General features: G+C 47.5%; 18 protein-coding genes and 2 tRNA genes. 11 read left to right on the top strand and 9 right to left on the bottom strand.

What is annotated here, in order from left to right; all coding sequences use genetic code 11:
• Positions 1 to 20: 20 nt before the first annotated feature.
• From pheA to cmk, 3 genes are all read left to right on the top strand, one after another.
• Complete coding sequence (gene pheA / locus IYN85_RS07560) at positions 21 to 1109, top strand: prephenate dehydratase (RefSeq protein ID WP_196158514.1); 1089 nt, start codon at positions 21 to 23, stop codon at positions 1107 to 1109.
• Between the two features lie 148 nt (positions 1110 to 1257).
• The gene (locus IYN85_RS07555; protein WP_196158198.1) at positions 1258 to 2136 is read left to right on the top strand and encodes a prephenate dehydrogenase/arogenate dehydrogenase family protein; all 879 of its coding nucleotides are present in this window, start codon (positions 1258 to 1260) and stop codon (positions 2134 to 2136) included.
• A 133-nt stretch (positions 2137 to 2269) separates the two neighbouring features.
• Positions 2270 to 2956 carry a (d)CMP kinase gene (cmk, locus tag IYN85_RS07550; protein WP_196158197.1) on the top strand — a complete coding sequence of 229 codons (687 nt, stop codon included), beginning with the start codon at positions 2270 to 2272 and terminating at the stop codon, positions 2954 to 2956.
• A 14-nt stretch (positions 2957 to 2970) separates the two neighbouring features.
• Here cmk and IYN85_RS07545 read toward each other — a convergent pair whose 3' ends face one another.
• The gene (locus IYN85_RS07545; RefSeq protein WP_196158196.1) at positions 2971 to 3315 is read right to left on the bottom strand and encodes a hypothetical protein; all 345 of its coding nucleotides are present in this window, start codon (positions 3313 to 3315) and stop codon (positions 2971 to 2973) included.
• A 33-nt stretch (positions 3316 to 3348) separates the two neighbouring features.
• On the opposite strand from IYN85_RS07545, the gene rpsA reads away from it, so the two are divergent.
• The 5 genes from rpsA to IYN85_RS07520 all read left to right on the top strand — a co-directional run bounded on the left by rpsA (position 3349) and on the right by IYN85_RS07520 (position 7232).
• Positions 3349 to 5031, top strand: a complete 1683-nt coding sequence (gene rpsA / locus IYN85_RS07540) for a 30S ribosomal protein S1 (RefSeq protein WP_196158195.1) — start codon at positions 3349 to 3351, stop codon at positions 5029 to 5031.
• Positions 5032 to 5298: 267 nt separating this feature from the next.
• The gene (gene ihfB / locus IYN85_RS07535; protein WP_196158194.1) at positions 5299 to 5589 is read left to right on the top strand and encodes an integration host factor subunit beta; all 291 of its coding nucleotides are present in this window, start codon (positions 5299 to 5301) and stop codon (positions 5587 to 5589) included.
• Between the two features lie 230 nt (positions 5590 to 5819).
• Positions 5820 to 6944, top strand: a complete 1125-nt coding sequence (locus tag IYN85_RS07530; RefSeq protein ID WP_196158193.1) for a hypothetical protein — start codon at positions 5820 to 5822, stop codon at positions 6942 to 6944.
• 78 nt (positions 6945 to 7022) lie between these two features.
• Positions 7023 to 7098, top strand: a tRNA-Glu gene (locus IYN85_RS07525).
• A gap of 59 nt (positions 7099 to 7157) precedes the next feature.
• Positions 7158 to 7232: transfer RNA gene (locus IYN85_RS07520), tRNA-Gly, on the top strand.
• Positions 7233 to 7633: 401 nt separating this feature from the next.
• On the opposite strand, the gene IYN85_RS07515 is transcribed toward IYN85_RS07520, so the two are convergent.
• Both IYN85_RS07515 and IYN85_RS07510 read right to left on the bottom strand, forming a co-directional pair.
• Complete coding sequence (locus IYN85_RS07515) at positions 7634 to 7837, bottom strand: hypothetical protein (protein ID WP_196158192.1); 204 nt, start codon at positions 7835 to 7837, stop codon at positions 7634 to 7636.
• A gap of 256 nt (positions 7838 to 8093) precedes the next feature.
• Positions 8094 to 8660, bottom strand: coding sequence for an acyl-CoA thioesterase (locus tag IYN85_RS07510; RefSeq protein ID WP_196158191.1), 567 nt, complete (start codon positions 8658 to 8660; stop codon positions 8094 to 8096).
• A gap of 218 nt (positions 8661 to 8878) precedes the next feature.
• Between IYN85_RS07510 and IYN85_RS07505 the strand changes: the two genes are divergently transcribed.
• Positions 8879 to 9694 (top strand): crotonase/enoyl-CoA hydratase family protein, encoded by an 816-nt coding sequence (locus IYN85_RS07505; RefSeq protein ID WP_196158190.1) that lies wholly within the window; start codon positions 8879 to 8881, stop codon positions 9692 to 9694.
• A gap of 17 nt (positions 9695 to 9711) precedes the next feature.
• Here the strand turns inward: IYN85_RS07505 and IYN85_RS07500 are convergent, their stop codons facing one another.
• Entirely contained in the window at positions 9712 to 10545 is an 834-nt protein-coding gene (locus IYN85_RS07500) for a Cof-type HAD-IIB family hydrolase (protein ID WP_196158189.1), read from the bottom strand.
• Positions 10546 to 10710: 165 nt separating this feature from the next.
• Here IYN85_RS07500 and IYN85_RS07495 point away from each other — a divergent pair, with 165 nt between their 5' ends.
• Positions 10711 to 12897 (top strand): YgiQ family radical SAM protein, encoded by a 2187-nt coding sequence (locus IYN85_RS07495; protein WP_196158188.1) that lies wholly within the window; start codon positions 10711 to 10713, stop codon positions 12895 to 12897.
• Here the strand turns inward: IYN85_RS07495 and IYN85_RS07490 are convergent.
• Positions 12890 to 13978, bottom strand: a complete 1089-nt coding sequence (locus IYN85_RS07490) for a DUF3524 domain-containing protein (protein WP_196158187.1) — start codon at positions 13976 to 13978, stop codon at positions 12890 to 12892. The genes IYN85_RS07495 and IYN85_RS07490 overlap by 8 nt on opposite strands.
• Positions 13975 to 15741 (bottom strand): tetratricopeptide repeat protein, encoded by a 1767-nt coding sequence (locus tag IYN85_RS07485; protein WP_196158186.1) that lies wholly within the window; start codon positions 15739 to 15741, stop codon positions 13975 to 13977. The genes IYN85_RS07490 and IYN85_RS07485 overlap by 4 nt, the downstream gene beginning before the upstream one ends.
• Positions 15742 to 15881: 140 nt before the next feature.
• On the opposite strand from IYN85_RS07485, the gene IYN85_RS07480 reads away from it, so the two are divergent.
• On the top strand, positions 15882 to 16910 hold the full coding sequence (locus IYN85_RS07480) for an oxidoreductase (protein ID WP_196158185.1): 1029 nt from the start codon (positions 15882 to 15884) through the stop codon (positions 16908 to 16910).
• Positions 16911 to 17026: 116 nt separating this feature from the next.
• Here the strand turns inward: IYN85_RS07480 and IYN85_RS07475 are convergent, their stop codons facing one another.
• The 3 genes from IYN85_RS07475 to IYN85_RS07465 all read right to left on the bottom strand — a co-directional run bounded on the left by IYN85_RS07475 (position 17027) and on the right by IYN85_RS07465 (position 21389).
• Positions 17027 to 18244 (bottom strand): ABC transporter substrate-binding protein, encoded by a 1218-nt coding sequence (locus IYN85_RS07475; RefSeq protein ID WP_196158184.1) that lies wholly within the window; start codon positions 18242 to 18244, stop codon positions 17027 to 17029.
• A gap of 181 nt (positions 18245 to 18425) precedes the next feature.
• Positions 18426 to 20534, bottom strand: a complete 2109-nt coding sequence (locus IYN85_RS07470; RefSeq protein WP_196158183.1) for an alpha-galactosidase — start codon at positions 20532 to 20534, stop codon at positions 18426 to 18428.
• A gap of 3 nt (positions 20535 to 20537) precedes the next feature.
• The gene (locus IYN85_RS07465) at positions 20538 to 21389 is read right to left on the bottom strand and encodes a carbohydrate ABC transporter permease (RefSeq protein ID WP_196158182.1); all 852 of its coding nucleotides are present in this window, start codon (positions 21387 to 21389) and stop codon (positions 20538 to 20540) included.
• Between the last annotated feature and the right edge of the window lie 2 nt (positions 21390 to 21391).

Here is a 21391-nt window from a genome sequence, read left to right as displayed (position 1 = left end):
AAAGCCAAATTACAAACGCCTTGGATGAATCCGAGTTGATTGGACTGCGTGAGGAAATCGATCGATTAGATACCGAGATCCTGACGTTGATTTCAAAGCGTGCCAGCTGTGCCATGCGGGTCGCAGAAGTCAAGATGAAGGCTGATCCAGCTGGTGCGGTTTTCTATCGTCCAGAGCGTGAAGCACAGGTACTCAGCCGGGTCATGCAGCGCAATGCTGGTCCTCTGGGTAATGAGGATATGGCGCGTCTGTTTCGCGAAATCATGTCTGCCTGTCTGGCCTTGGAGAAACCTTTGGAGGTTGCCTACTTAGGACCCGAAGGTACCTTTACCCAGCAAGCTGCTAAAAAGCATTTTGGTCAATGGGTGGTGACTAAGCCGATGCCCGCCATCGATGAGGTTTTCCGTGAGGTGGAGGCGGGTGCTGTACAATATGGCGTTGTACCAATCGAAAATTCTACTGAAGGGGTTGTGAATCACACCCTGGACACCTTCATCTCCTCCAACGTTAAGATTGTGGGTGAAGTTGAACTACGCATACACCACCACCTTATGGCGGGTCCGAATACTAAGCGGGATAGAATTACCCGGATATACAGTCATCAGCAATCGTTGGCTCAGTGTCGTAAATGGCTGGACGCCCATATGCCACTGGCTGAACGCATCGCCGTCAATAGTAACGCTGAGGCGGCTAAAAGGGTTCAAGGTGAATGGAACTCAGCAGCTATTGCTGGTGAAATGGCCTCTGAGTTATACGATCTGGATATTATTGAAACCAAAATTGAAGATTCCCCTGATAATTCCACGCGGTTCCTGATCATTGGAACGCAAGAGGTCGATATCTCCGGTGCCGATAAAACGTCGCTTGTCGTGTCCATGCGCAACGAACCAGGTGCGCTTTATCATCTGTTGAAGCCGTTCAATGATTTTGGTGTGGACATGACGCGTTTGGAATCCCGCCCATCCTTGTCGGGTAATTGGACTTATGTCTTCTTCATAGATTTTGTGGGGCATACGAACGACCCGAATGTCCAGGAAGCTCTCGACGTAATCAAGAAAACCGCTGTTGAAGTGAAAATTTTAGGCTCTTACCCGAAAGGGGTTTTGTAGGCTGTTAAATAGGGTTTGCGGTGTCGCTTGTGTTTGGCGCGTTTTGCCTGTTTGAAAGAGTTGACCAGATAAATGTAAATCGGCCCAGTTGCTGGGTTGGCTTGACAGGTTGCTCCAGCGTCAAGGTGCATAATGTTTGAGGAGAGTTATGAGCGTTAAAACCAGAGTGCTGGTTGTTGGGTTGGGGCTCATTGGAGCTTCCTTTGCTAAGGCCATCAAACAGGCTGGGGTTGCATATGTTCTGGGATATGACCGGGACCCGGCTGTGCCGGGCTTGGCCATCGATACTCAGGTTATAGACGAGGCAGTCGCTGATTTGAGTTCTGTGACGTCCGTTGATGTCGTCGTCATGGCTGTTCCGGTAATGGCGATAGCTGGCGTCGTAGAGCAGATTCGGCACTTAGTGGCCGATTTAACGGTCTTAACGGATGTCGGTAGTGTCAAAGGTGAAGTCGTGAGATCGGTAGCCGGTGTGTTGGGAGACTTACCTGCCTGCTTTGTACCAGGTCATCCCATCGCCGGTGGTGAAAAAAGCGGGGTTTTGGCCGCAGAAGCCGATTTGTTCAAGCACCATATGCACATTCTGACACCATTGGATAATTCTTCCCCTGCAGCGGTGGAGTTATTAACGGGCTTGTGGACGGCTTGCGGTGCTGAAGTGGTGGCTATGACTGTTCAGCGTCATGATGAAGTATTGGCGGCGACCAGTCATTTACCTCATCTGTTGGCCTTTTCGTTAGTGGATACCTTGGCACGCGAATCGGAGAATCGGGAGATATTTAAATACGCAGCGGGCGGTTTCCGGGATTTCTCACGTATAGCAGCCTCAGACCCCACCATGTGGCACGATATTTTTCTGACCAATCGCGATGCGACCTTAAGCATTCTTCGGCGTTTTCAATCGGATCTAAGCTTGTTAGAACAGGCAATTGAGCACGCCGATGGTGATTTATTGAGAACCGTTTTTACCCGCGCGAAATCAGCCCGGGATTACTTCACCGAGATACTGGAGAGTCGTCAGAAATAAGTGTTTTCTGTCGGCTCTGAGTAACGCCGTTCGTTGATTCTGTCCGGGATTTTATTCAAATTTAGGTTGATATTAGCGGGTAGTGCAGTAAGAATGCGCGCGATATTACATCCAGATTCGGTTAGGAAATGTTATGAATTTAGCGAATACACCCGTAATTACATTAGATGGTCCGGGTGGCGCAGGTAAGGGCACAGTCAGTACATTATTGGCCGCGCAGTTAGGATGGCATTTTCTCGATTCAGGCGCACTCTATAGATTAACTGCGTTAGCAGCGATGAACCACGGTGTGGAACTCAGTAATGAGGCTGCAGTGGCTGTGATAGCCGAGCATTTGGATGTACGTTTTGAACAAACCGAAAAGGGGACCAAAATTGTCCTCGAAAACGACAACGTCACCGAGGCAATACGTGATGAAGCTGTCGGTCGCAATGCGTCCGTTGTGGCAGCCTACAATCGGGTCAGAGATGCACTGCTGAAGCGACAGCGCGCCTTTGCAGTGGCCCCCGGTCTGATCGCCGATGGTCGGGATATGGGAACCGTCGTATTCACAGAAGCGCCGTTGAAGATATTCCTCACGGCCAGCGCCGAAGAGCGGGCAAAGCGAAGGGTTTTGCAACTGACCGAAAAGGGACAGGATGTCGATTTCGATACCGTCTTGGCGGATATCGTGGAGCGAGATGAACGCGACACTAACCGGGCAACGGCTCCCTTAAAGCCAGCAGCGGATGCATTTCAGCTGGATACGACATCCATGTCGATTGACGCCGTTGTTAGCCATATTTTGGCGTTGGCACGTGAGCGTGGGCTGATGTCCTGACGTTTGACTGAAGGTCAGGATCTCGCTGTTTTTAACGTAATGCGCGCCCCAAATTCTATATTTGCCTGTATTTGACGATTAGCCTTGTTGGCGTCGCTGAGTGCGTCAAATTTAGATAAATGTCTAAAAAATGCTGCAAAAGCAGAAAACCCGCCGAAATTTGATGAAAAAAGCCCAATTGCTATTGGGTTTTTTTTATTCATCCGTATAATACGCCACCCTAATTTCAGCGCAAATTGTGTTTTTAACACTGTTTTGAACTGGGCTTGAGTCATCACATGACCAGCAGCGTCGATGACCCAGGTATTATTGACAGACCCGTAAGAGCTGGATTGCGGCCTTGTCGTAAATGAATTCATTTACGGCGTTTATAGCTTAGGAAAATAACTTAAATGACTGAATCTTTTGCTGAACTCTTTGAAGAAAGCTTAAAAACCATTGAAATGGAACCTGGTTCCATTGTTACCGGTGTCGTCGTCGACATCGATTCAGATTGGGTAACCGTTCATGCCGGTTTGAAATCTGAAGGTGTTATTCCGCGCGTACAGTTCTTAAATGACGCTGGTGAATTGGAAATCGCTGTTGGTGATGAAGTAAAAGTTGCCCTGGAAGCGGTTGAAGACGGTTTCGGTGATACACGTCTGTCTCGTGAAAAAGCGAAGCGTGCGGAAGCTTGGTCTGAATTAGAGAAAGCATACGAAGCAAAAGAAGTTGTTAAGGGTGTTATTAACGGCAAGGTTAAGGGTGGTTTCACCGTTGACGTCAGCTCCGTTCGTGCATTCTTGCCAGGTTCTTTGGTTGATATCCGTCCAGTTCGTGACACATTGCACCTGGAAGGCAAAGAGCTTGAATTTAAAGTAATTAAGCTTGATCAACGTCGTAATAACGTTGTTGTATCGCGTCGTGCGGTTCTTGAAGCCTCTAACAGCGCTGAGCGTGAAGAGTTGCTGGAAAACCTGCAGGAAGGCCAGGAAGTTAAGGGTATCGTTAAGAACCTGACTGACTACGGTGCTTTCGTTGACTTGGGTGGTGTTGACGGTCTGTTGCACATCACTGATATGGCTTGGAAGCGTATTAAGCACCCAAGCGAAATCGTTCAGGTTGGTGACGAAATCGACGTTAAAGTATTGAAGTTCGATCGTGAACGTAATCGCGTTTCACTGGGTCTGAAGCAATTGGGTGAAGATCCATGGGTAGATATCAAAGCTCGTTACCCAGAAGACGCCAAAGTAACTGCTAAAGTAACCAACCTGACAGATTACGGTTGTTTTGCTGAGTTGGAAGAAGGCGTTGAAGGTCTGGTACACGTTTCTGAAATGGACTGGACCAACAAGAATATTCACCCATCTAAAGTGGTTCAGGTTGGTGACGATATCGACGTAATGGTTCTGGATATCGATGAAGAGCGTCGTCGTATTTCTCTGGGTATCAAGCAGACAGTTGTTAACCCATGGGAAGACTTCGGTAACCGCTTCAACAAGGGTGACAAAGTTTCAGGCAAGATCAAGTCTATTACTGACTTCGGTATCTTCATTGGTCTGGAAGGTGGTATAGACGGTCTGGTTCACTTGTCAGACATCAGCTGGAATGAGTCTGGTGAAGAAGCTGTTCGTAAGTACAAGAAAGGCGAAGAGTTGGAAACAACTATTCTGTCTATCGACCCTGAGCGTGAGCGCATTTCATTGGGTATCAAGCAATTGGATATGGATCCATTCGCTGAATACGCCGCTGAAAACGACAAAGGCACTATCGTAAACGGTGTTGTTAAAGAAGTTGATGCGAAAGCAGCCATCATCACTTTGCAGGACGATATCGAAGGTACGTTGAAGGCTTCTGAAATTTCACGTGATAAAGTTGAAGATGCTCGTAACGTGTTGAACGTTGGTGATGCTGTTGAAGCTAAGATTGTTAGCATCGACCGTAAGAACCGCGTAATCAGCCTGTCTATCAAAGCAAAAGACTTTGATGACGAGAAGCAAGCTGTGAAAGACCTGAAAGACAAAGCTGTTGAAGCTGCAGGTCCAACCACCATCGGTGACCTGATCAAAGCAAAATTGGAAGAAGGCAACAACTAAGTTGTAGTCTGATTCAGCATAAAGCCGGCGTATGCCGGCTTTTTTGTTTTGCGCTTCTTTAGTCATAAACTTGACCCATCATTTCCTTAGAATAGCTGCTTCAAAGTTCACGTATGAACTTGGATTTCTTCCGAGGCATAAAAGCAATCGTGGTAGCGGCCGACTGTTCGCCAAAAACTCCTTTAAAAATAATTACTTGTGTTATTTTGTAGGCTGATTTAGTCTAAATATCAGGCACTTATGTAAAGATGCTTGGAGGGTTCAATTGTGACAAAATCCGAACTAATTGAACGTATAGTTGATAGGCAAGGGCAGTTGTCGGTTCGCGACGTTGAATTAGCGATTAAAACGATGTTAGACCATATGGCTCAAGCGCTGGCCGCGGGCGAGCGAATCGAGATTCGTGGTTTTGGTAGTTTTTCTTTGCATTACCGTTCACCTCGGGTTGGTCGAAATCCGAAAACGGGTGAATCTGTTGAGCTCGAAGGGAAATATGTACCTCATTTTAAACCAGGTAAAGAGTTGCGCGAATCCGTAAACGACAGTCTGGATGAGTAATCGCTAAAGGGAGATTCGCATTGCGTGTACTCAAGTACGTCTTGGTATTGCTGTTGTTAGCCCTCGGCTGGCTTGTCGGCTGGTCTAACAGTTCAAGCCTATCTTTTTCTTTTCTCTATTGGTCTTCCCCTGCGTTGCCAGTCTTTTTTTATTATCTGATTTTTTTGTTTGTTGGCCTGCTTATAGGGCTAATTCTGGGTCGCTTGGTCAAAAAAAAGTAATTCACTCCCATGAGTAAACTCCTCAGTATTTTAAAGCGCTATATTCCCGAACGATTTCGCGGGCGGCGATTTTTATTGGATCAATATCATTTCGATCTGACTTCATTTGAAGGCGATGTCTCCGATTGGGTGAATAAGTTTCCAATCAGCCAGCAAAATGTCGAAATCTACTTTGCATTGGCGGAGCTTTTTCGTCGCCGTGGTGAATTCGATAAAGCGGTTTCGGTTCATGAGGCGTTGGCAAAGGCCAATTTAGAAGGGCATAGCCTTTCAGAAATTACGCTCGAAATCGCACAAGATTACTACGCTGCTGGTGTGTTAGGGCACGCAGAAGAACTGTTGGTCAGGGCGTTGGAGGACGCAGATGAGGGGTTGTCCAGGCAGGCGTTTCGTTTATGGTTGGCCATTCTTGAAAGTGAACAGGATTGGCAGCGGGCCGTAGAGCTTGTCGAGCAGTATGGTATAGCGGGTTCAGGTGGTTTGCGCTTGGCGAATCTCTATTGTGAATACGTTCAACAGGTCCGACGTCAGAAGTCTGCCAGTGCGTTGAATAAAATCATCCGCAAAGCCTCTCGGTTGGGGGTTAGCGCACGCGCCGAAATGTTGGCAGCTGAATTGGCTACGGAACAGAATCAATTAGGGTTGGCCATTTCGATTTACCGTGAATTATTGTTGAAAGATCCGCGCCGGATAAATCTGGTTCTGGTGCCGATGCGTCATCTATCGACAGTTCATGGTAGTTTGGACAGTTTTTCAAGGTTTATGAAGCAACTGTATCGACGGCACCCATCTGTTCGGATTTTGGATGTACTACTTGATCAAAATTTAACATCAAATCAAACGCTCACTGACGATTTGGATACCGACGTCGAGAAGCAATTGCAAGAAGGGGACTCTGAATCGGTACTTCAATATTGGTTAGCGAAGCAGCCCTCGGTCGTAAAAGAATCCATCCTGCCATTGATGCCAGCCCTCAAAAAGAACTTTTTAGATAGTGCGGATGATCACCTGTGCATAGAATGCGGTTTTCATTCAGAAAAAATGGTTTGGTTGTGTCCTCAATGTGGATCTTGGGAAACTTTGTATTCTCGGTACGAATTAAAAATTGAGCAGAAATTAAAAAAAGCCACTTAATTCATTGATTTCTATAAGAAAAAAGTTGCATTGATCAGAAATATCCTTAATATAGCGCTCGTTCTTGAGGTACACAGTGTCCCGTTCGTCTAGTGGCCTAGGACACCGCCCTTTCACGGCGGTAACAGGGGTTCGAGTCCCCTACGGGATGCCAACTCAATTCGTTGAATTGAAACTCGGGAGCAACGTTGCAAAGTGAAAGCTGCAACATCAGCGGGAATAGCTCAGTGGTAGAGCACAACCTTGCCAAGGTTGGGGTCGCGAGTTCGAATCTCGTTTCCCGCTCCAAATTCAATGAGAAAGCCGAATCGGAAGATTCGGTTTTTTTATGCCCGCGACCTCGGGGTCACGCCGGGATGCCGAACCAGTTGAATCACGTTCCGCTCCAAATTCAATAAGAAAGCCGAATCGGAAGGTTCGGTTTTTTTATGCCCGCGACCTCGGGGTCACGCCGGGATGCCGAACCAGTTGAATCACGTTCCGTTCCAAATTCAATAAGAAAGCCGAATCGGAAGGTTCGGTTTTTTTATGCCCGCGACCTTGGGGTCACGCCGGGATGCCGAACCAGTTGAATCACGTTCCGCTCCAAATTCATTAAGAAAGCCGAATCGGAAGATTCGGTTTTTTTATGCCCGCGACCTTTGGGTTCACACTAGAATGGGTCACGCCGAGATGCCGGACCAGTTGAATCACGTTCCGCTCCAGGTCCAATAGGAAATCTGAATCGGATCATTCGGTTTTTTATGCCCGCGACCTTTGGGGTCACGCCGGAATGCCGGACCAGTTGAATCACGTTCCGCCCCAAGTCCAATAGGAAATCTGAATCGGATCATTCGGTTTTTTATGCCCGCGACCTTTGGGGTCACGCCGGAATGCCGAACCAGTTGAATCACGTTCCGCTCCAAATTCAATAAGAAAGCCGAATCGGAAGGTTCGGTTTTTTAATGCCCGCGACCTTTGGGTTCACACCGGAATGGGTCAGACCGGGATGCCGGACCAGTTGAATCACGTTCCGCTCCAAATTCAATAAGAAAGCCGAATCGGAAGATTCGGTTTTGTTATACCCGCGACTTTCATGGGTTGTGCCTTGGAACCAAGCCCGTATAGTCACGTGTTCTTTTGCTGTCCCGATGTTGCTTAAACGTTTGTTTAATCCCTTGGTTCGTACACTTTTTGGAATTCAGCATCGATTTCCGCTTCAGTCAGGGTGTCGTAGTTTTTAACCCATTCACGATGGACTTCCTCGAGCCGACGTTTGTGTTCCAGGCGTAACTCTTTACGGAGTTTTGCCGCGATGTATCTGCCTTTCTGATGATGACCTTTAAAATCCAAAGGTGGGACAGGGGTTGGTTTTCCGTCCTCATCAACGGCGACCATGGTGAAATAGCAACTGTTGGTATGTCGTTTTCTGTGCGTTTGAATGTCCTCTGCAACCACTTTTACGCCGACCTCCATCGATGTTTTGCCGACATAATTAACGGAAGAATAGAAAGTCACCAGTTCTCCGATCTTAATGGCTTCTTTGAAGTGGACCTGGTCGACTGAGAGTGTAACAGCGTACTTGCCGCTGTATCGCGCAGCGCAGGTGTAGGCGACCTGATCCAGAATTTTCAGTAAGTTTCCACCATGAACATTGCCGGAAAAATTGGCCATGTCGGGTGTCATTAGCATGGTGATGATGACTGGTTCATTTGAACCAAATTTCGCTTCTGTCATGCATGTGTTCCTGTCGGTTGATCGGCATAATTCGCATTGTAGCAGTCAAGTGCTATATCTGCGGTGAGCAAAATGCCGTTTAACTTTGCGGAATGTGCTTGAAATAGCCAAAAGGCTGTCGAATCATGAATCCCTCGTCAATAATCCGCGTAATACGTTGCCGGGTGCGTTTGTTTCTGAAATTCTATTAGCATACCCAGGCTCAGAGAAAAGCGGAAATGAATGAACAACCCAGAGTACTCGTTGAAGTAGAAGATCACATCGCGGTCGTGACGTTGAATCGACCTGAGAAACATAACGGTCTGGATAAGCAAATGATGGACGAGCTCATGGCTGCTGCAAAATCCATTCGTAAAAATCGTGACATTCGGGCTGTTGTGATGACTGCGAAAGGTGATTCGTTCTGCGCGGGCCTGGATTTTTCCTTTGTCGCTAAAAACCCCGGGTTTATAGCGCGCTACTTTCTTAAAGCGCCTTGGGGTCGGGATAATCGCTTTCAACGGGTTGCGAATTGCTGGCGTGATTTGCCGGTACCGGTTATCGCTTCCGTGCATGGCAATTGTTTCGGGGGAGGGTTTCAGATAATCCTAGGTTGTGACTTTCGTATTGCAACACCTCAAGCTCAGCTATCCATTATGGAAATGAAATGGGGTTTAATTCCAGACATGAGTGGTACCGTGAATTTGTCGCGTTTAACCCGCCTCGATATTGCACAAGAGCTGACGATGACTGGGCGGATCTTCACTGGTGTCGAAGGGTATCAGTATGGTTTAATTTCCCATCTCGATGAACAACCCTTTGAAAAATCCATGACGTTAGCTCGGGAAATTTCGTCCAATAGTCCGGATGCAATCGCGGCAACCAAGTATTTGTTTAAGAAGATCTGGAAAAAAGATTCGCGTGGTGCATTGTTGTGGGAACGTCTTACGCAATTACGTGTCTTAGGTCGTAAAAATCAGCGAATCGCGATGAACAATGGTTTATCGAAGGCTGCGAACCCGCAGCCATTTGTGAATCGTTCGAGTTTCAAGTAATCCGGTCTCTGAATGGGCTAAGCTTGTTCGGCAACTTGCTGACTGCGCAAAACTCGTTGAATAATGGCGGCCACACCATGCTCTTCGTTGCAAAGCGTTTCGACATCTGCGATAGCCTTGATGTCGTCCGGCGCATTGCCCATGGCCACACCAACGCCACAATCCCGAATCATGGTGAGGTCGTTGTAGCTATCACCAATGGCCATCACATGCGCTTTTTCAATTCCGAGTTTGCTACAGAGAACGCTGATTCCCGCACTTTTATCAACCTGCTGATTGGTAAATTCGAGGAAGAATGGCTTAGAGATACTGATCGTGAATCGTCCGCCTAAAGAGGTTTTCAACTCTTCAGACATGGCTTTTACTTTATCTGGCGCTGCGACCATCAACACTTTGGGTACTGAACCCTGAACAGCCTCTTTCAGATCGCCTACACAACGAATCGGCATGTTGGTGAGATCCGCTTCAATGTCGGTATAGGGGTTGAGCGCATCGGTTACGATGTCACCATCGACATAAGTGTGCAGATTGGATTGATGCGCGTGAGCAGCGTCAACCAGCATGTCGTGTTCGTATTTCGTCAGGCAGGTATCGAACAACACTTGCTGGTTGGACCAGTCGGTTACGTAGGCGCCATTATAGGAAATCACAAAACCGCCATTGTTCAGATTCAGCTGATCAGCAAAGGGGGTCATCGCCGGAGTTGGTCGACCCGAGGCCAGTACAATGATAATGCCCGCTGCTTGAGCTTGTTCAATGGCCAGTTTGTTTTCCGGGCTGATTTGATGGTCGGCGCCGAGCAGAGTGTCGTCCATATCCATCACGATCATTTGAATGTTGGTAAAGGGCATTTGCTGTCCTCGAAGCTTAAAAAAAGCGCGAATTATACGCATAAAAAAGCCTTACGTATTGATCGAACACCAGTCGCCTATGGAAATTTTGTTGAACCCACAAGTCAATAACCTTATTGGTGAAATCTGCTAGTATGCGCGATCATTTACAGACGTTAGAAAACCATGTTTAAAACTGCCCCTGAATTGTTCAAATACCCGAAATACTGGGCCTCTTGCTTTGATCCTGCGCCGTTCTTGCCCATGAGCCGTACGGAAATGGACGCGTTGGGGTGGGACAGTTGCGATATTATTTTGGTTACCGGAGATGCCTATGTGGATCACCCAAGTTTTGGCATGGCGGTGACCGGTCGTTTATTGGAAGCGCAGGGGTACCGCGTTGGAATAATTGCCCAGCCAGATTGGCAGAGTGCCGACGACTTTAAAGCCCTGGGGCAGCCGAATCTCTATTTCGGGGTAACCGCAGGTAATATGGATTCGATGATCAACCGCTATACGGCTGATTTGAAAGTCCGCAATGAAGACGCCTATACACCGAATAATGAGGGCGGTCGCCGACCAGATCGCGCTGTATTGGTTTACAGTCAGCGCTGTAAAGAAGCATTCCCGGAAACGCCAATCGTGCTCGGCGGCATTGAAGCCAGTTTACGCCGTATTGCCCAGTACGATTACTGGAGCAATAAAGTCCGGCATTCGGTTCTGTTTGATTCAAACGCCGATATTCTGCTTTATGGCAACGCCGAACGTGCTTTGGTTGAGGTTTCGCATCAATTGGCAAACCAAGTGCCTATTTCCGAAATTACCGATGTTCGCGGAACCGTGGTGGTACGCAAATCGGTGCCACAGGGTTGGACAGAGATCGACTCCAGTCGCATTGACTGGCCTCATGACCTTGCGGCAGACGCACAGTTTGATGTACCGAATCCCTATGAGCAAAGGCAGGCGTTATCGGACGTTGCTGAAAAGCAGTGTTCCAGCAGTCCTGGTGATTCGAGCGATGTTCAGGCGGTAAGAATCATCCCCATGCCACTGCAACGGAAATTCGATGTAGAGCATGAGAAAACGTGCATACGTTTACCGTCTTTCGAAAAAGTCCGTAACGACCCAGCGCTTTACGCCCATGCCAGTCGTGTGCTGCATGTGGAGGCGAACCCGCATAACGCACATGTGCTGGTTCAGAAGCACGGCAATCGCGAAGTCTGGGTGAATCCGCCACCGATCCCATTGACTACCGAAGAAATAGATGGCGTTTTTGATCTGCCTTACGCGCGTGTTCCACACCCGAGCTACGGAAAAGCGCGGATACCGGCGTACGACATGATTAAAACATCCATTAACATTATGCGGGGTTGTTTTGGTGGTTGTACCTTCTGTTCGATTACCGAACATGAGGGACGAATTATTCAATCGCGGTCGCATGATTCCATACTACGTGAAGTTGACGATATCAAAGCTAAGGTACCCGGTTTCAGCGGCAGTCTGTCTGACCTTGGCGGACCAACTGCAAATATGTACACCCTGCAATGTAAGGACGATGAAATTCAGGCGAACTGCCGACGCTTAAGCTGTGTTTATCCGACTATCTGCAAGAATCTAAAAACCAGTCATCAAAAAACCACTGAACTTTATCGCAAGGTCCGTAAGGTTCCCGGTATTCATACCGTCGCCGTAGCGTCGGGTCTGCGTTACGACCTGGCAGTTGAAGATCCGGAATATGTGAAAGAGTTGGTGACACACCATGTTGGTGGCTATTTGAAAATCGCCCCTGAACATACAGAAGATCGTCCGCTTAATATGATGATGAAACCGGGCATGGGCAGTTATGACCGGTTCAAGAAAATGTTTGATCAGTTCTCAAAGCAAGCGGGCAAAAAACAGTATTTAATTCCGTACTTCATTGCTGCGCACCCGGGTTGCGAAGATGAAGACATGGTGAACCTGGCACTGTGGTTAAAACGCCACGACATGAAAGTTGATCAGGTGCAAACCTTTTATCCATCTCCCATGAGCCTCGCGACAGCCATGTACTATTCCGGCAAAAACCCGCTGAAGAAAGTAACCTATAAAAGTGGCCGGGTGAATGTGGTGAAAAAAATCGAGCAGCGCCAACTCCAAAAAGCGTTGCTGCGTTATCACGACAAAAACGGTTGGCAAATGATCCGTCAAGCCTTAACACAAATGGGCTTGGAACGTTTGATTGGCAATGGCCCGAACCAATTGATTCCGGCGGAAGAAAAAGCGACGACTGGCAAGAAATATCAGGCACCGGCAAAAAGCAGAAAGTTTAGTAAAGGCAGTAAGCCGGTTAAAAAAATCAAAAAGGTCAAACAAAAAAGTCATAAGCCTAAATAGCTTTGTGGCTTATTTCTTTTCGGTACATACCTGTCAGGGATGATTCGTAGAAAGCGTCAACTGCCGGAACTTTTGGAAATCCGTGAGCCAACCAGTGGGTGATTTTATTGACCGCTGACTTTGCCTGCTTGGTCACGTTCGAGTGGTTGCTGTATAAGAAATCCGAGTCGAAGAATTCAGGGTAACTGAGCCGAGCCGGTAACAATGGGATACAACCCTGGCTTACGGCTTCCAATACAGCGATGCCCTGAAACTCGTGAATGGCGGTGGACAAAGCGACATGGCACTGCTGCAGAATGTGATGGTAATCTGCGTCGTCTTCAATAAACCCAGCATGATAAATTCGGTGTTTGAAAGCTGACAATAAATGCGTCATCGCAGGTGGTGTGTTGCGAAATTGCTGACCCGTTAGAATCAGTTGGAAGTTTATACCCGATGCTTCAAGCTGTTCGACAATGGCTAGTAATAACTCGGGCTGTTTATCCCACTCCCATCGATGATTCCACAGTATTTTTAGGGGGCGCTGAGATTCAGGTCGTCGAGGAGGCGTAGCAGCGTCTCGGATTGGCACCGGTAATATAATGGATTTTTCAACGATGCTCTGCGTTATGTTTTTGGGTACAAGGTCCGGCAATTTAGAGAGTAGTGCGCTTATTCCCTCAAGCAGACTGGTCTGATTATACTGGCTGTTAAAGACTACCTTGTCGGCACGTAACGCGGAGTAAAGATTGACCATCTGCCAGTCGACCACCGATTGTGGAGTGTGAGCCTTCGGATAAGCAAATTGATTCTCGTGAAAATACAACAGACTGGATGTGTTACGCAGGGTAGGATAGAGGCTTTGTACAACCGATAAGTCGACCGTCGATGTTGAAACGACTAAGTCATATTGCTCACTCAGCATCTCGCTGTTTAATGCTGACAGCGAGAGCGGGGCGCCTCGCATACGCCAGGAAAAATACCTTGCAGGCAGGGCAAGCATGTTCCAATCATAATCGGAGCATGTACGTACAACGTATTCTGCCCAGTGTTTTTGGCTCAATGCGTGGTAACCAGATATAAGCAGTGCTTTTGACGTCATGTAGATTCAAACCAACCTTGTGTTTGAGATAAATGGTGAGCCTTGCAGAATGCCAATCCGCGCTGTTGGATATCGTTGTGACGCCATGGGTCTGAGAGTTTTTCAAATCGCCTCATTATGATGCGATAATAAAGTGCTTCCAGATGTAAATCGACCTCTGAATTTGCTAGCAGTAATTCCGGAATATAGTTAAAACTGATGTCTGCTAAGTGTTCAGCACCGCGCTGGTCATTAATCAGCCCCCGCAATAGAGTGCGCAATATTTCGCCGGTGGCCGATGAGTCGACTTTGTGTGCTTCACAGTAGTCAGACTGTTCTAAAGCCTGCTCTTGTTTGTCCGAATAGTGATAATACAAACCCAGTTGTGCATGTATATCTGGTTTTGTTCGGAACGGTAGCGTGTGCAAGCCGTATTGTTGCATGACAGAGAGTGCCTGTTCGCCATATTCGATGGCTTCGGCAAATTGATCCTGCAAAAAGCACAGCCAGGATATCAGGGTGTAGGTAAAAGCCAGTTCATCCGGTGCCCGCTCTTGAGTTAAGTAATTTACAGCCTCCAAGTGACTCCGTTTAGATTCTTCGATGCGGTCGTGTTGCAAGTATACGTAAGCAGTACCATTCAGAACCCGGGCTACGCCGATGGGTTCATTAAGCGACATCCTGATTTTTTTACACATCGTTAACAATTTGATGGCTGCTTGCGGTTGATCGTTTTTGGCCAGTAAGGATGCGCGTGCGTGGAAAACGCGGGTAATTCCAACAATATCGCCCAGTGCTTTAAACGTCCGGTGCGCTTCTGTAAATCTTGGTGCTTCATGCTTAAGTGAAAACTTTATATGGAACGACCGGATAATATGGCCAAAGGCGAGTAAGTAAGCTCGCCAATAATGCAATCCTGGGGCTCGGCTTTGCTCAATTAACGCATCCAATGTCGCAATCGAAAATGGCACGTTACACCTTATGTGTGCGTACGCATTCAATAGATTTGCATTCAAGTTCATGGCTTGAGTGCGGGCTGCTTGCGTGAATGAGAGGTCGACGATGATTTCATCGTGCATGGAAATACAAGCGTGTAGATAATGTCTTGCGATTAAGTCTTCGGTGGTCTCGATGATCGTCAAGTTGCCGTGATTCTGATATTGCCAGAGTCGACCGATGATGGTGTCTGTAACGGTGTGGAGGTTATCAAAAAAGTCTTCATCTTTTTGCCAAAACGCCAATAGGGTACGATCTTCTGTGTTGAGGGAGAGTAGTTCGCTGTAGTATTTAATACTTGGTGTATAGTTCTCAACGTTATAGTCGATTACTGTGCAATGTGCGGCTATTAAATACTCCAGTTGCATACTATTGGGCGCTGTTCCTTGCACGATTGGGTTGAGCATTTGCACGACGGATGATGGCGAATCTGATTTAAAGAACTGAATCTGATAGGTCAGTTTGAGGGTCTGGCAAGCCTGTAACAACATGCGGATCGCCTGCAATTCCAATACCTTTCCAAAATCCTTGCTGACTTCTGGCGGAAAAGCCAAATAGGAAGGTAACTTGCCTTGACTCAGCAGCGGCTGCCATAGAAATTCCATTTCAAAATTGGGCGTAAACCGATAAAGACTGAAGTCTTCTTCTAGATTAACGGTTTTGTGAAAGTAAAGCAGTGCGGAGAAAAACGGAAATTGGCTAGCCATATCATCGGGTAAGCAGACTGAGCAGAAACCGTTCGGAGTGTCATTACTAAAGCTTAATGTTACTTGTGAGATTTCGGTCATACTGCGGGCGGCCTTTCTAATCTTTTATCTTATTTCAGTATAGGATCTCAACCAGCGGAACAAGTAACGTTATGTCACACTAGGTTACATATTTGATGACTTGTCCTGCGCTATGCTGAATGAATGTTAGAGGAGATTTTATGATTAGAACAGCGGTAGTCGCTTATGGGTTTTCGTCTTCGACATTTCATATCCCATTCATTCAGGCAGATCCCAATTTTCAATTAACGAGTATCGTGTCCAGCAAAGCTGATGCCGTAAAGTTGGAATTTCCGGAATGCCATGTTGTTACTGACCTGTCGCTTCTGGATCCAGACCAAATTGAACTGGTTGTTATTACCTCACCCAATCGCTTGCATTACCAACAAGTGCATTTTTGCTTGTCATTGGGTCTGAATGTTGTGGTTGAAAAACCTTTTGTTCTTACATCCGATGAGGCGGTTGAGTTGGCTAAATTGGCTGCCGACAAAGGCGTGCATTTGGTTGTCTTTCAAAACCGACGCTGGGATGGTGATTTTCTGACGTTACGGTCATTGATTGACTCTGGTGCGGTCGGTGACGTGAAGCGATTGACAAGCCGTTTTGATCGTTTTCGTCCTATTGTCCGTGAGCGTTGGCGTGAACAACGTGGGGCAGGCGCCGGTGTTTTATGGGATCTCGGTCCGCACTTGCTGGACCAAGTTGTTTGTTTGTATGGTTGTCCTATCGCGATTCAGGCGAATGTCAGCGCTCTTCGGGAAGGGTCAGATGTCGATGATAATTTTGAAATTTGGTTAGAATATCCAGATAAGCAGGTTCATCTCGGTAGCAGTTCTTTTCAACCCGGACCCAATAACCGATTTACCTTGGAGGGGACGGGCGGCAGTTATTTAAAATACGGTCTGGACGTTCAGGAGCAAGACCTGAAAAATGGCGCTGATGTGTTGGATGACCGTTGGGGGCAAGAGTCGGAAGATTCATGGGGTATTTTATATCAGGAATCGGGCAGTAAACTGGTTCCGACTAAGCCCGGCAATTATGGTGTTTTCTGGCATCAATTGGGGCAAGCCATTCTGGAGTCGGCACAAGCGCCGGTGCCTATTGAAGAATCCATTCAGGTCATAGAGTTAATTGAGCTGGCAATTGAGTCGAGTCGGCTTGGCAAAAAACTGATCGTTCAAGGTGATTGAAACGCTTATTGAAGCGCCATGGATATTGGACTTTCGTTAAGAACCATATAGACCGCAACATTGACTGGTGAAAAAAGGTGGCCGAAGCCACCTTTCATTTGTTTACCAAAAATACATTAACGAAATACACGTTGACGTACCCGTTCCAGATTCTCCAGAATTTTGTCCAGACGATCTGGATTTACCATGAATTCCTGGAAGCCTTTCATGCCTTCAGAAGCCATGGCTGGGTCTGTGTCGCGGTCATAGAACTGCGCTGTTCCATCTGCCGCACCTAGCATCACATTGCCTTGGTTTAAGAACTTATTGTCAGCCGACTTCGCGTTCTTGTTCGGTGGCAATTGATTCAGCACTTGATTGACTTTTGTTTGGTTCTCAGGTGATGAGATAAACGCCAGGAAACGACGTGCGTCGGTTTTGTTTTTCGCTCGCGCTGGAATGTGCACCGTATCGGTCGGCGCATCTTCAAACATACCAACACTCGGATCGATTACCGGGAACTGGAAGAAGTCGAACTCGATGTTGTCTGGGAAGTTTGGCGTCAGGAAGTTACCCATCAAATACATCGCAGCTTCGCCATTGAACATAGGTGGTTGAGCTTCCTGCCAACTGTAAGACGCGTGGTTCTCCAGGAAATAACCGCCGTCGATCAATTGGCGCCAGTTGGCAAATGTCTTTCGGACACCAGCATCGGTGTAAGGAATTTTGCCATCCATCAAATTAATGTGATATTTCAAGCCGTTGGTCCGCATGTTCAGGTAGTCGAACCAGCCTGCAGCAGTCCACAAGTACTTGGTACCGATGGTGATTGGCGTAACGCCATTCGACTTCAACGTTTCACAAACAGCGAGAAATTCATCCCACGTTTTTGGTTCAGACAATCCGTATTCATCAAACAAATTCTTGTTGTAATAAATACCCCATTGATAGTAGCTGTAAGGTACACCGTACTGCTTGCCATCTACGGTCATGGAGGCTTTGGTTGAAGACATAGAGTCACTCAAACCTTCGGATTCCCAAACGTCGGATACGTCGTCAAACAAACCGCGATCAACGAAGTACTTCATTCGGTTGCCAGCGAACCAATACACGATATCTGGTGGTGAAGTTACCAGCCAGTTACGAATGGCGCTTTTATAACCTTCGTGGTCGTATTCATTCACCTTGACGGTGATGTCTGGGTTTTCCGCTTCAAACTGCGCAATCATTTCAGCCCAGGCTTTTTTAGGCGCTGGATCCGATTGGTTGGAGTTAATGACCAGCGTGCCCGCGAATGACTGTGTGGCCATGGCTGCGGTCAACGCACCGGCGGTAAGGAGTTTTTTAAGGGTCATAGTATCGTCCTTCTTTAATTGTTTTGTGACGAATTATTTTTTACTACTCAGCCATGCAAGGGTGCAGTGCCAGAGCGGTTTCTGGAAATTTTTATGGGATTTCCAAAACCCAAAGGCTGTCCGATCTGTCGACCAAACACTTATGTATCAAACCACCAATTTAGGTAACTTGATGCATTCTTCAGCAGTCGGTCAGTTGCAATACCAGCAGGGATTCGGGATCCATAACTGGCAGTGGTAACCCAAACCGCATTAACTGTTCACCAGAAAATACCTTGGTTCGATTGTGCATCCAACTTGGTTTGCGTTTCATCAAATGTCCCGTCTGTTCGGCTTCGATCAGTATGTCAATTGCGTAATGACGGGCGTTATTCAAACCAGGAATACGCAAAGGTGCCGGAACTGAAAACTCTGGCATTTTCTGTTGAAAAATACTGATTAGCATGGTGTCGCCATGCGTGACACTGAACGCTATCTGATGTTTATCCGCACCGGCCATTGGCCTGCGAATACCCTGGTGCAGGGTATTGCGTAAATCTTTATATAACGATACAAGTTGAACCAATTGCGCTTGTTCCGATTCATTCGCTTGGCGAATATCCCATTCAATACCCAGGTGACCAAACAGTGCCGTTCCGGCGCGCACATTTAACGCGTGTGAACGAGATGTGGTGTGGCTTTTTGTTGGACCAATATGACTGCCCAAAACTTCAGCGGGGAAGAACAGGCTTGCCCACTGTTGCATGATTTGCCTTTCGTTGGCGTCGTTGCAGTCACTCAGCCAGAATCGGTGGGTGTATTTTAAAATACCGTAATCCATGCGGCCGCCTCCGGAAGCACAGGATTCGATCTCAACCAGCGGATAGGCTTTGCGAATACGGTCCAATAGTCGATAAAGACTCCTCACGTAATGGTAGTAGACCGGCTTACCCTGATGGTCGCCAGCTTGCAGTAAATCTCGGTTCATGTCCCATTTGATGTATTCAACGGGGTAGTCGCGCAGGATGTCGGTTATTTGCTTGTAAAGATAATCCTGTACTTCTGGACGGGTGATATCCAATACCCATTGATTGCGTCCGGAAGCTTGTTGCTGCCCGGGCAATTGCAGCACCCAATCTGGATGCGAACGATGAAGCTGAGAATTTTTATTGACCATTTCCGGTTCAAACCACAATCCAAAGCCGAGGTTATGTTTTTTCAACGTGGTTTTTAACGGATGTAAACCGTTGGGGTAGATGGATTCATCAACAACCCAGTCACCAAGCCCAGCGGTGTCATCACGGCGACCTGAAAACCAACCATCGTCCAGTACGTAGCGTTCTACACCGCAATGCTCGGCAGCGGCGGCAAGTGAATCCAGTTCGGTTTGCTCATGGTTGAAATAGAGTGCTTCCCAGGTGTTGATGTGGACCGGTCGGGGGGTCGCGTTTGGAAACGACAAAATGTTATCGCGGACGAAAGGCTGAAACCGTTCGGCAACACCTGCGAAGCCATTAGTGGCGTAGGTGAAAAACAATGGCACGGCGCTGAATTGGTCGCCCGGCGCTAATTCGACTTCACCGGGCATTAGCGCAATACCTGCCTGATATTGGCATTGGCCGCTTTGACTTCGTTCAACGCGTTGCTGGTGATTACCACTCCAGCCCAGATGAAATGCAAAGCATTCTCCGTGTGTAAAATCGGTTCGTTGGCTACCGAGGAGCAAGCCAGGGAAGTGATCGTGAGACGTTCGTCCTTTCCAGTTACTGAATTCAATACTGCCAAACGACAGCGGTTGCTGCTGAGGCTGGAATTCATGTATCCAGCGACCCGTAAAGCTGGTAACGGTGTCAAGCTGCTGAGGGATTGGCAGAGTCGTTAACCATTGTTGCAAACTGATGTTATGACTGCCTTTGTTTTCCAGACTGGTTTCAATCGTAAACACGTCGTTTTGGGCATCGGCGATCAAATGCCAGGACAAGACCAGTCCAGATTTACTGTCAGCGAGCTTGTATTGAACCGAGCTTTCTGTCGCTTCATTTTCCTGCAGTTGCCACTGTGGCGCCCAGGCTTTCCCTTGTTGATGAATCTGCAAGGCCGGGTTTAAAAAAGTTGGGTCTGCAAAGCTTGATGCGATCGTCAGTTGCGCCGCCTCATCTAAACCACCCTGCGGAATGGCTCTTTGCATTAAAGTCGTCAAAGACGATTCCAGCAAAGGCTGTTCCAAACGTCGACCTATATAAACAATGGCTGGCGTTTGGTTCTGTTCTGCAATCACTAAACTGACGGACTTCGTGTGAATCACTCGCATGAATTAACCCTTTGTCGCGCCCAATGTTAAGCCTGCGATGAAATGCTTCTGCATAGCAAAAAACAGGATGACCGGCGGTAGCGCCGCAACAACAGAGCCAGCGGAAATCAGGTTCCAAGATGCCAGCCATTGTCCGCGTAAGGCACTAATGCCGGCGGTGACTGGGCGGACTTCATCGGATTGCACCAGAACCAATGCCCAGAAATAATCGTTCCAGACGAAGGTGAAAATAAGTACCGCCAAAGCAGCGAGAGCCGGGCGCGTTAGCGGCAGGATAATGGTGTAGAAGATTTTCCATTCACTGGCGCCTTCTAGTCGGCAACTTTCCAGCAGTTCATCAGGAATGCCGACGATGAAATTCCTCATAAAAAGAGTGCAAAAGCCGGTCTGAAAGGCGATGTGAAAGATAATTAATGCCCATACGGTGTCATAAAGCCCCATGGATATTGTCAGGTCACGTACCGGAATCATCAAAATCTGAAACGGCACAAAATTGCCACCGATAAACATCGCAAAAATCGCCAGGTTGCCGCGGAATTTAAATTTCGCCAATGCAAACCCTGCGAGAGTGGCCAGAAATACGGAACCCACCATGACCGGAAGGGTCACCAAGATGCTGTTCAACAAATAGCGCCCCATGGCCGTATTGGCAAAGACGGAAGTGTAGTTTTCAACAATATTCCATTCGGTTGGTAAACCCCAATAGTTACCGGCATTGATGTCACCCATCGAGCGAACGGAGGTCATCAAGATAGCCGCCAAGGGTAAAAGCCAAAGAATAATGGATAGCGGCAGTGCGATTTTATAGCTGATCTGCGTCAGCGGTTTTGTTTGGGCAATAGGTGTTGGAAACATCG

The sequence above is a fragment of the Reinekea sp. G2M2-21 genome (assembly GCF_015687175.1).
GTDB lineage: Bacteria > Pseudomonadota > Gammaproteobacteria > Pseudomonadales > Natronospirillaceae > Reinekea.
The sequence above is the reverse complement of the archived record's forward strand: the minus strand, read 5'-3'. Positions and strand labels throughout refer to the sequence as shown.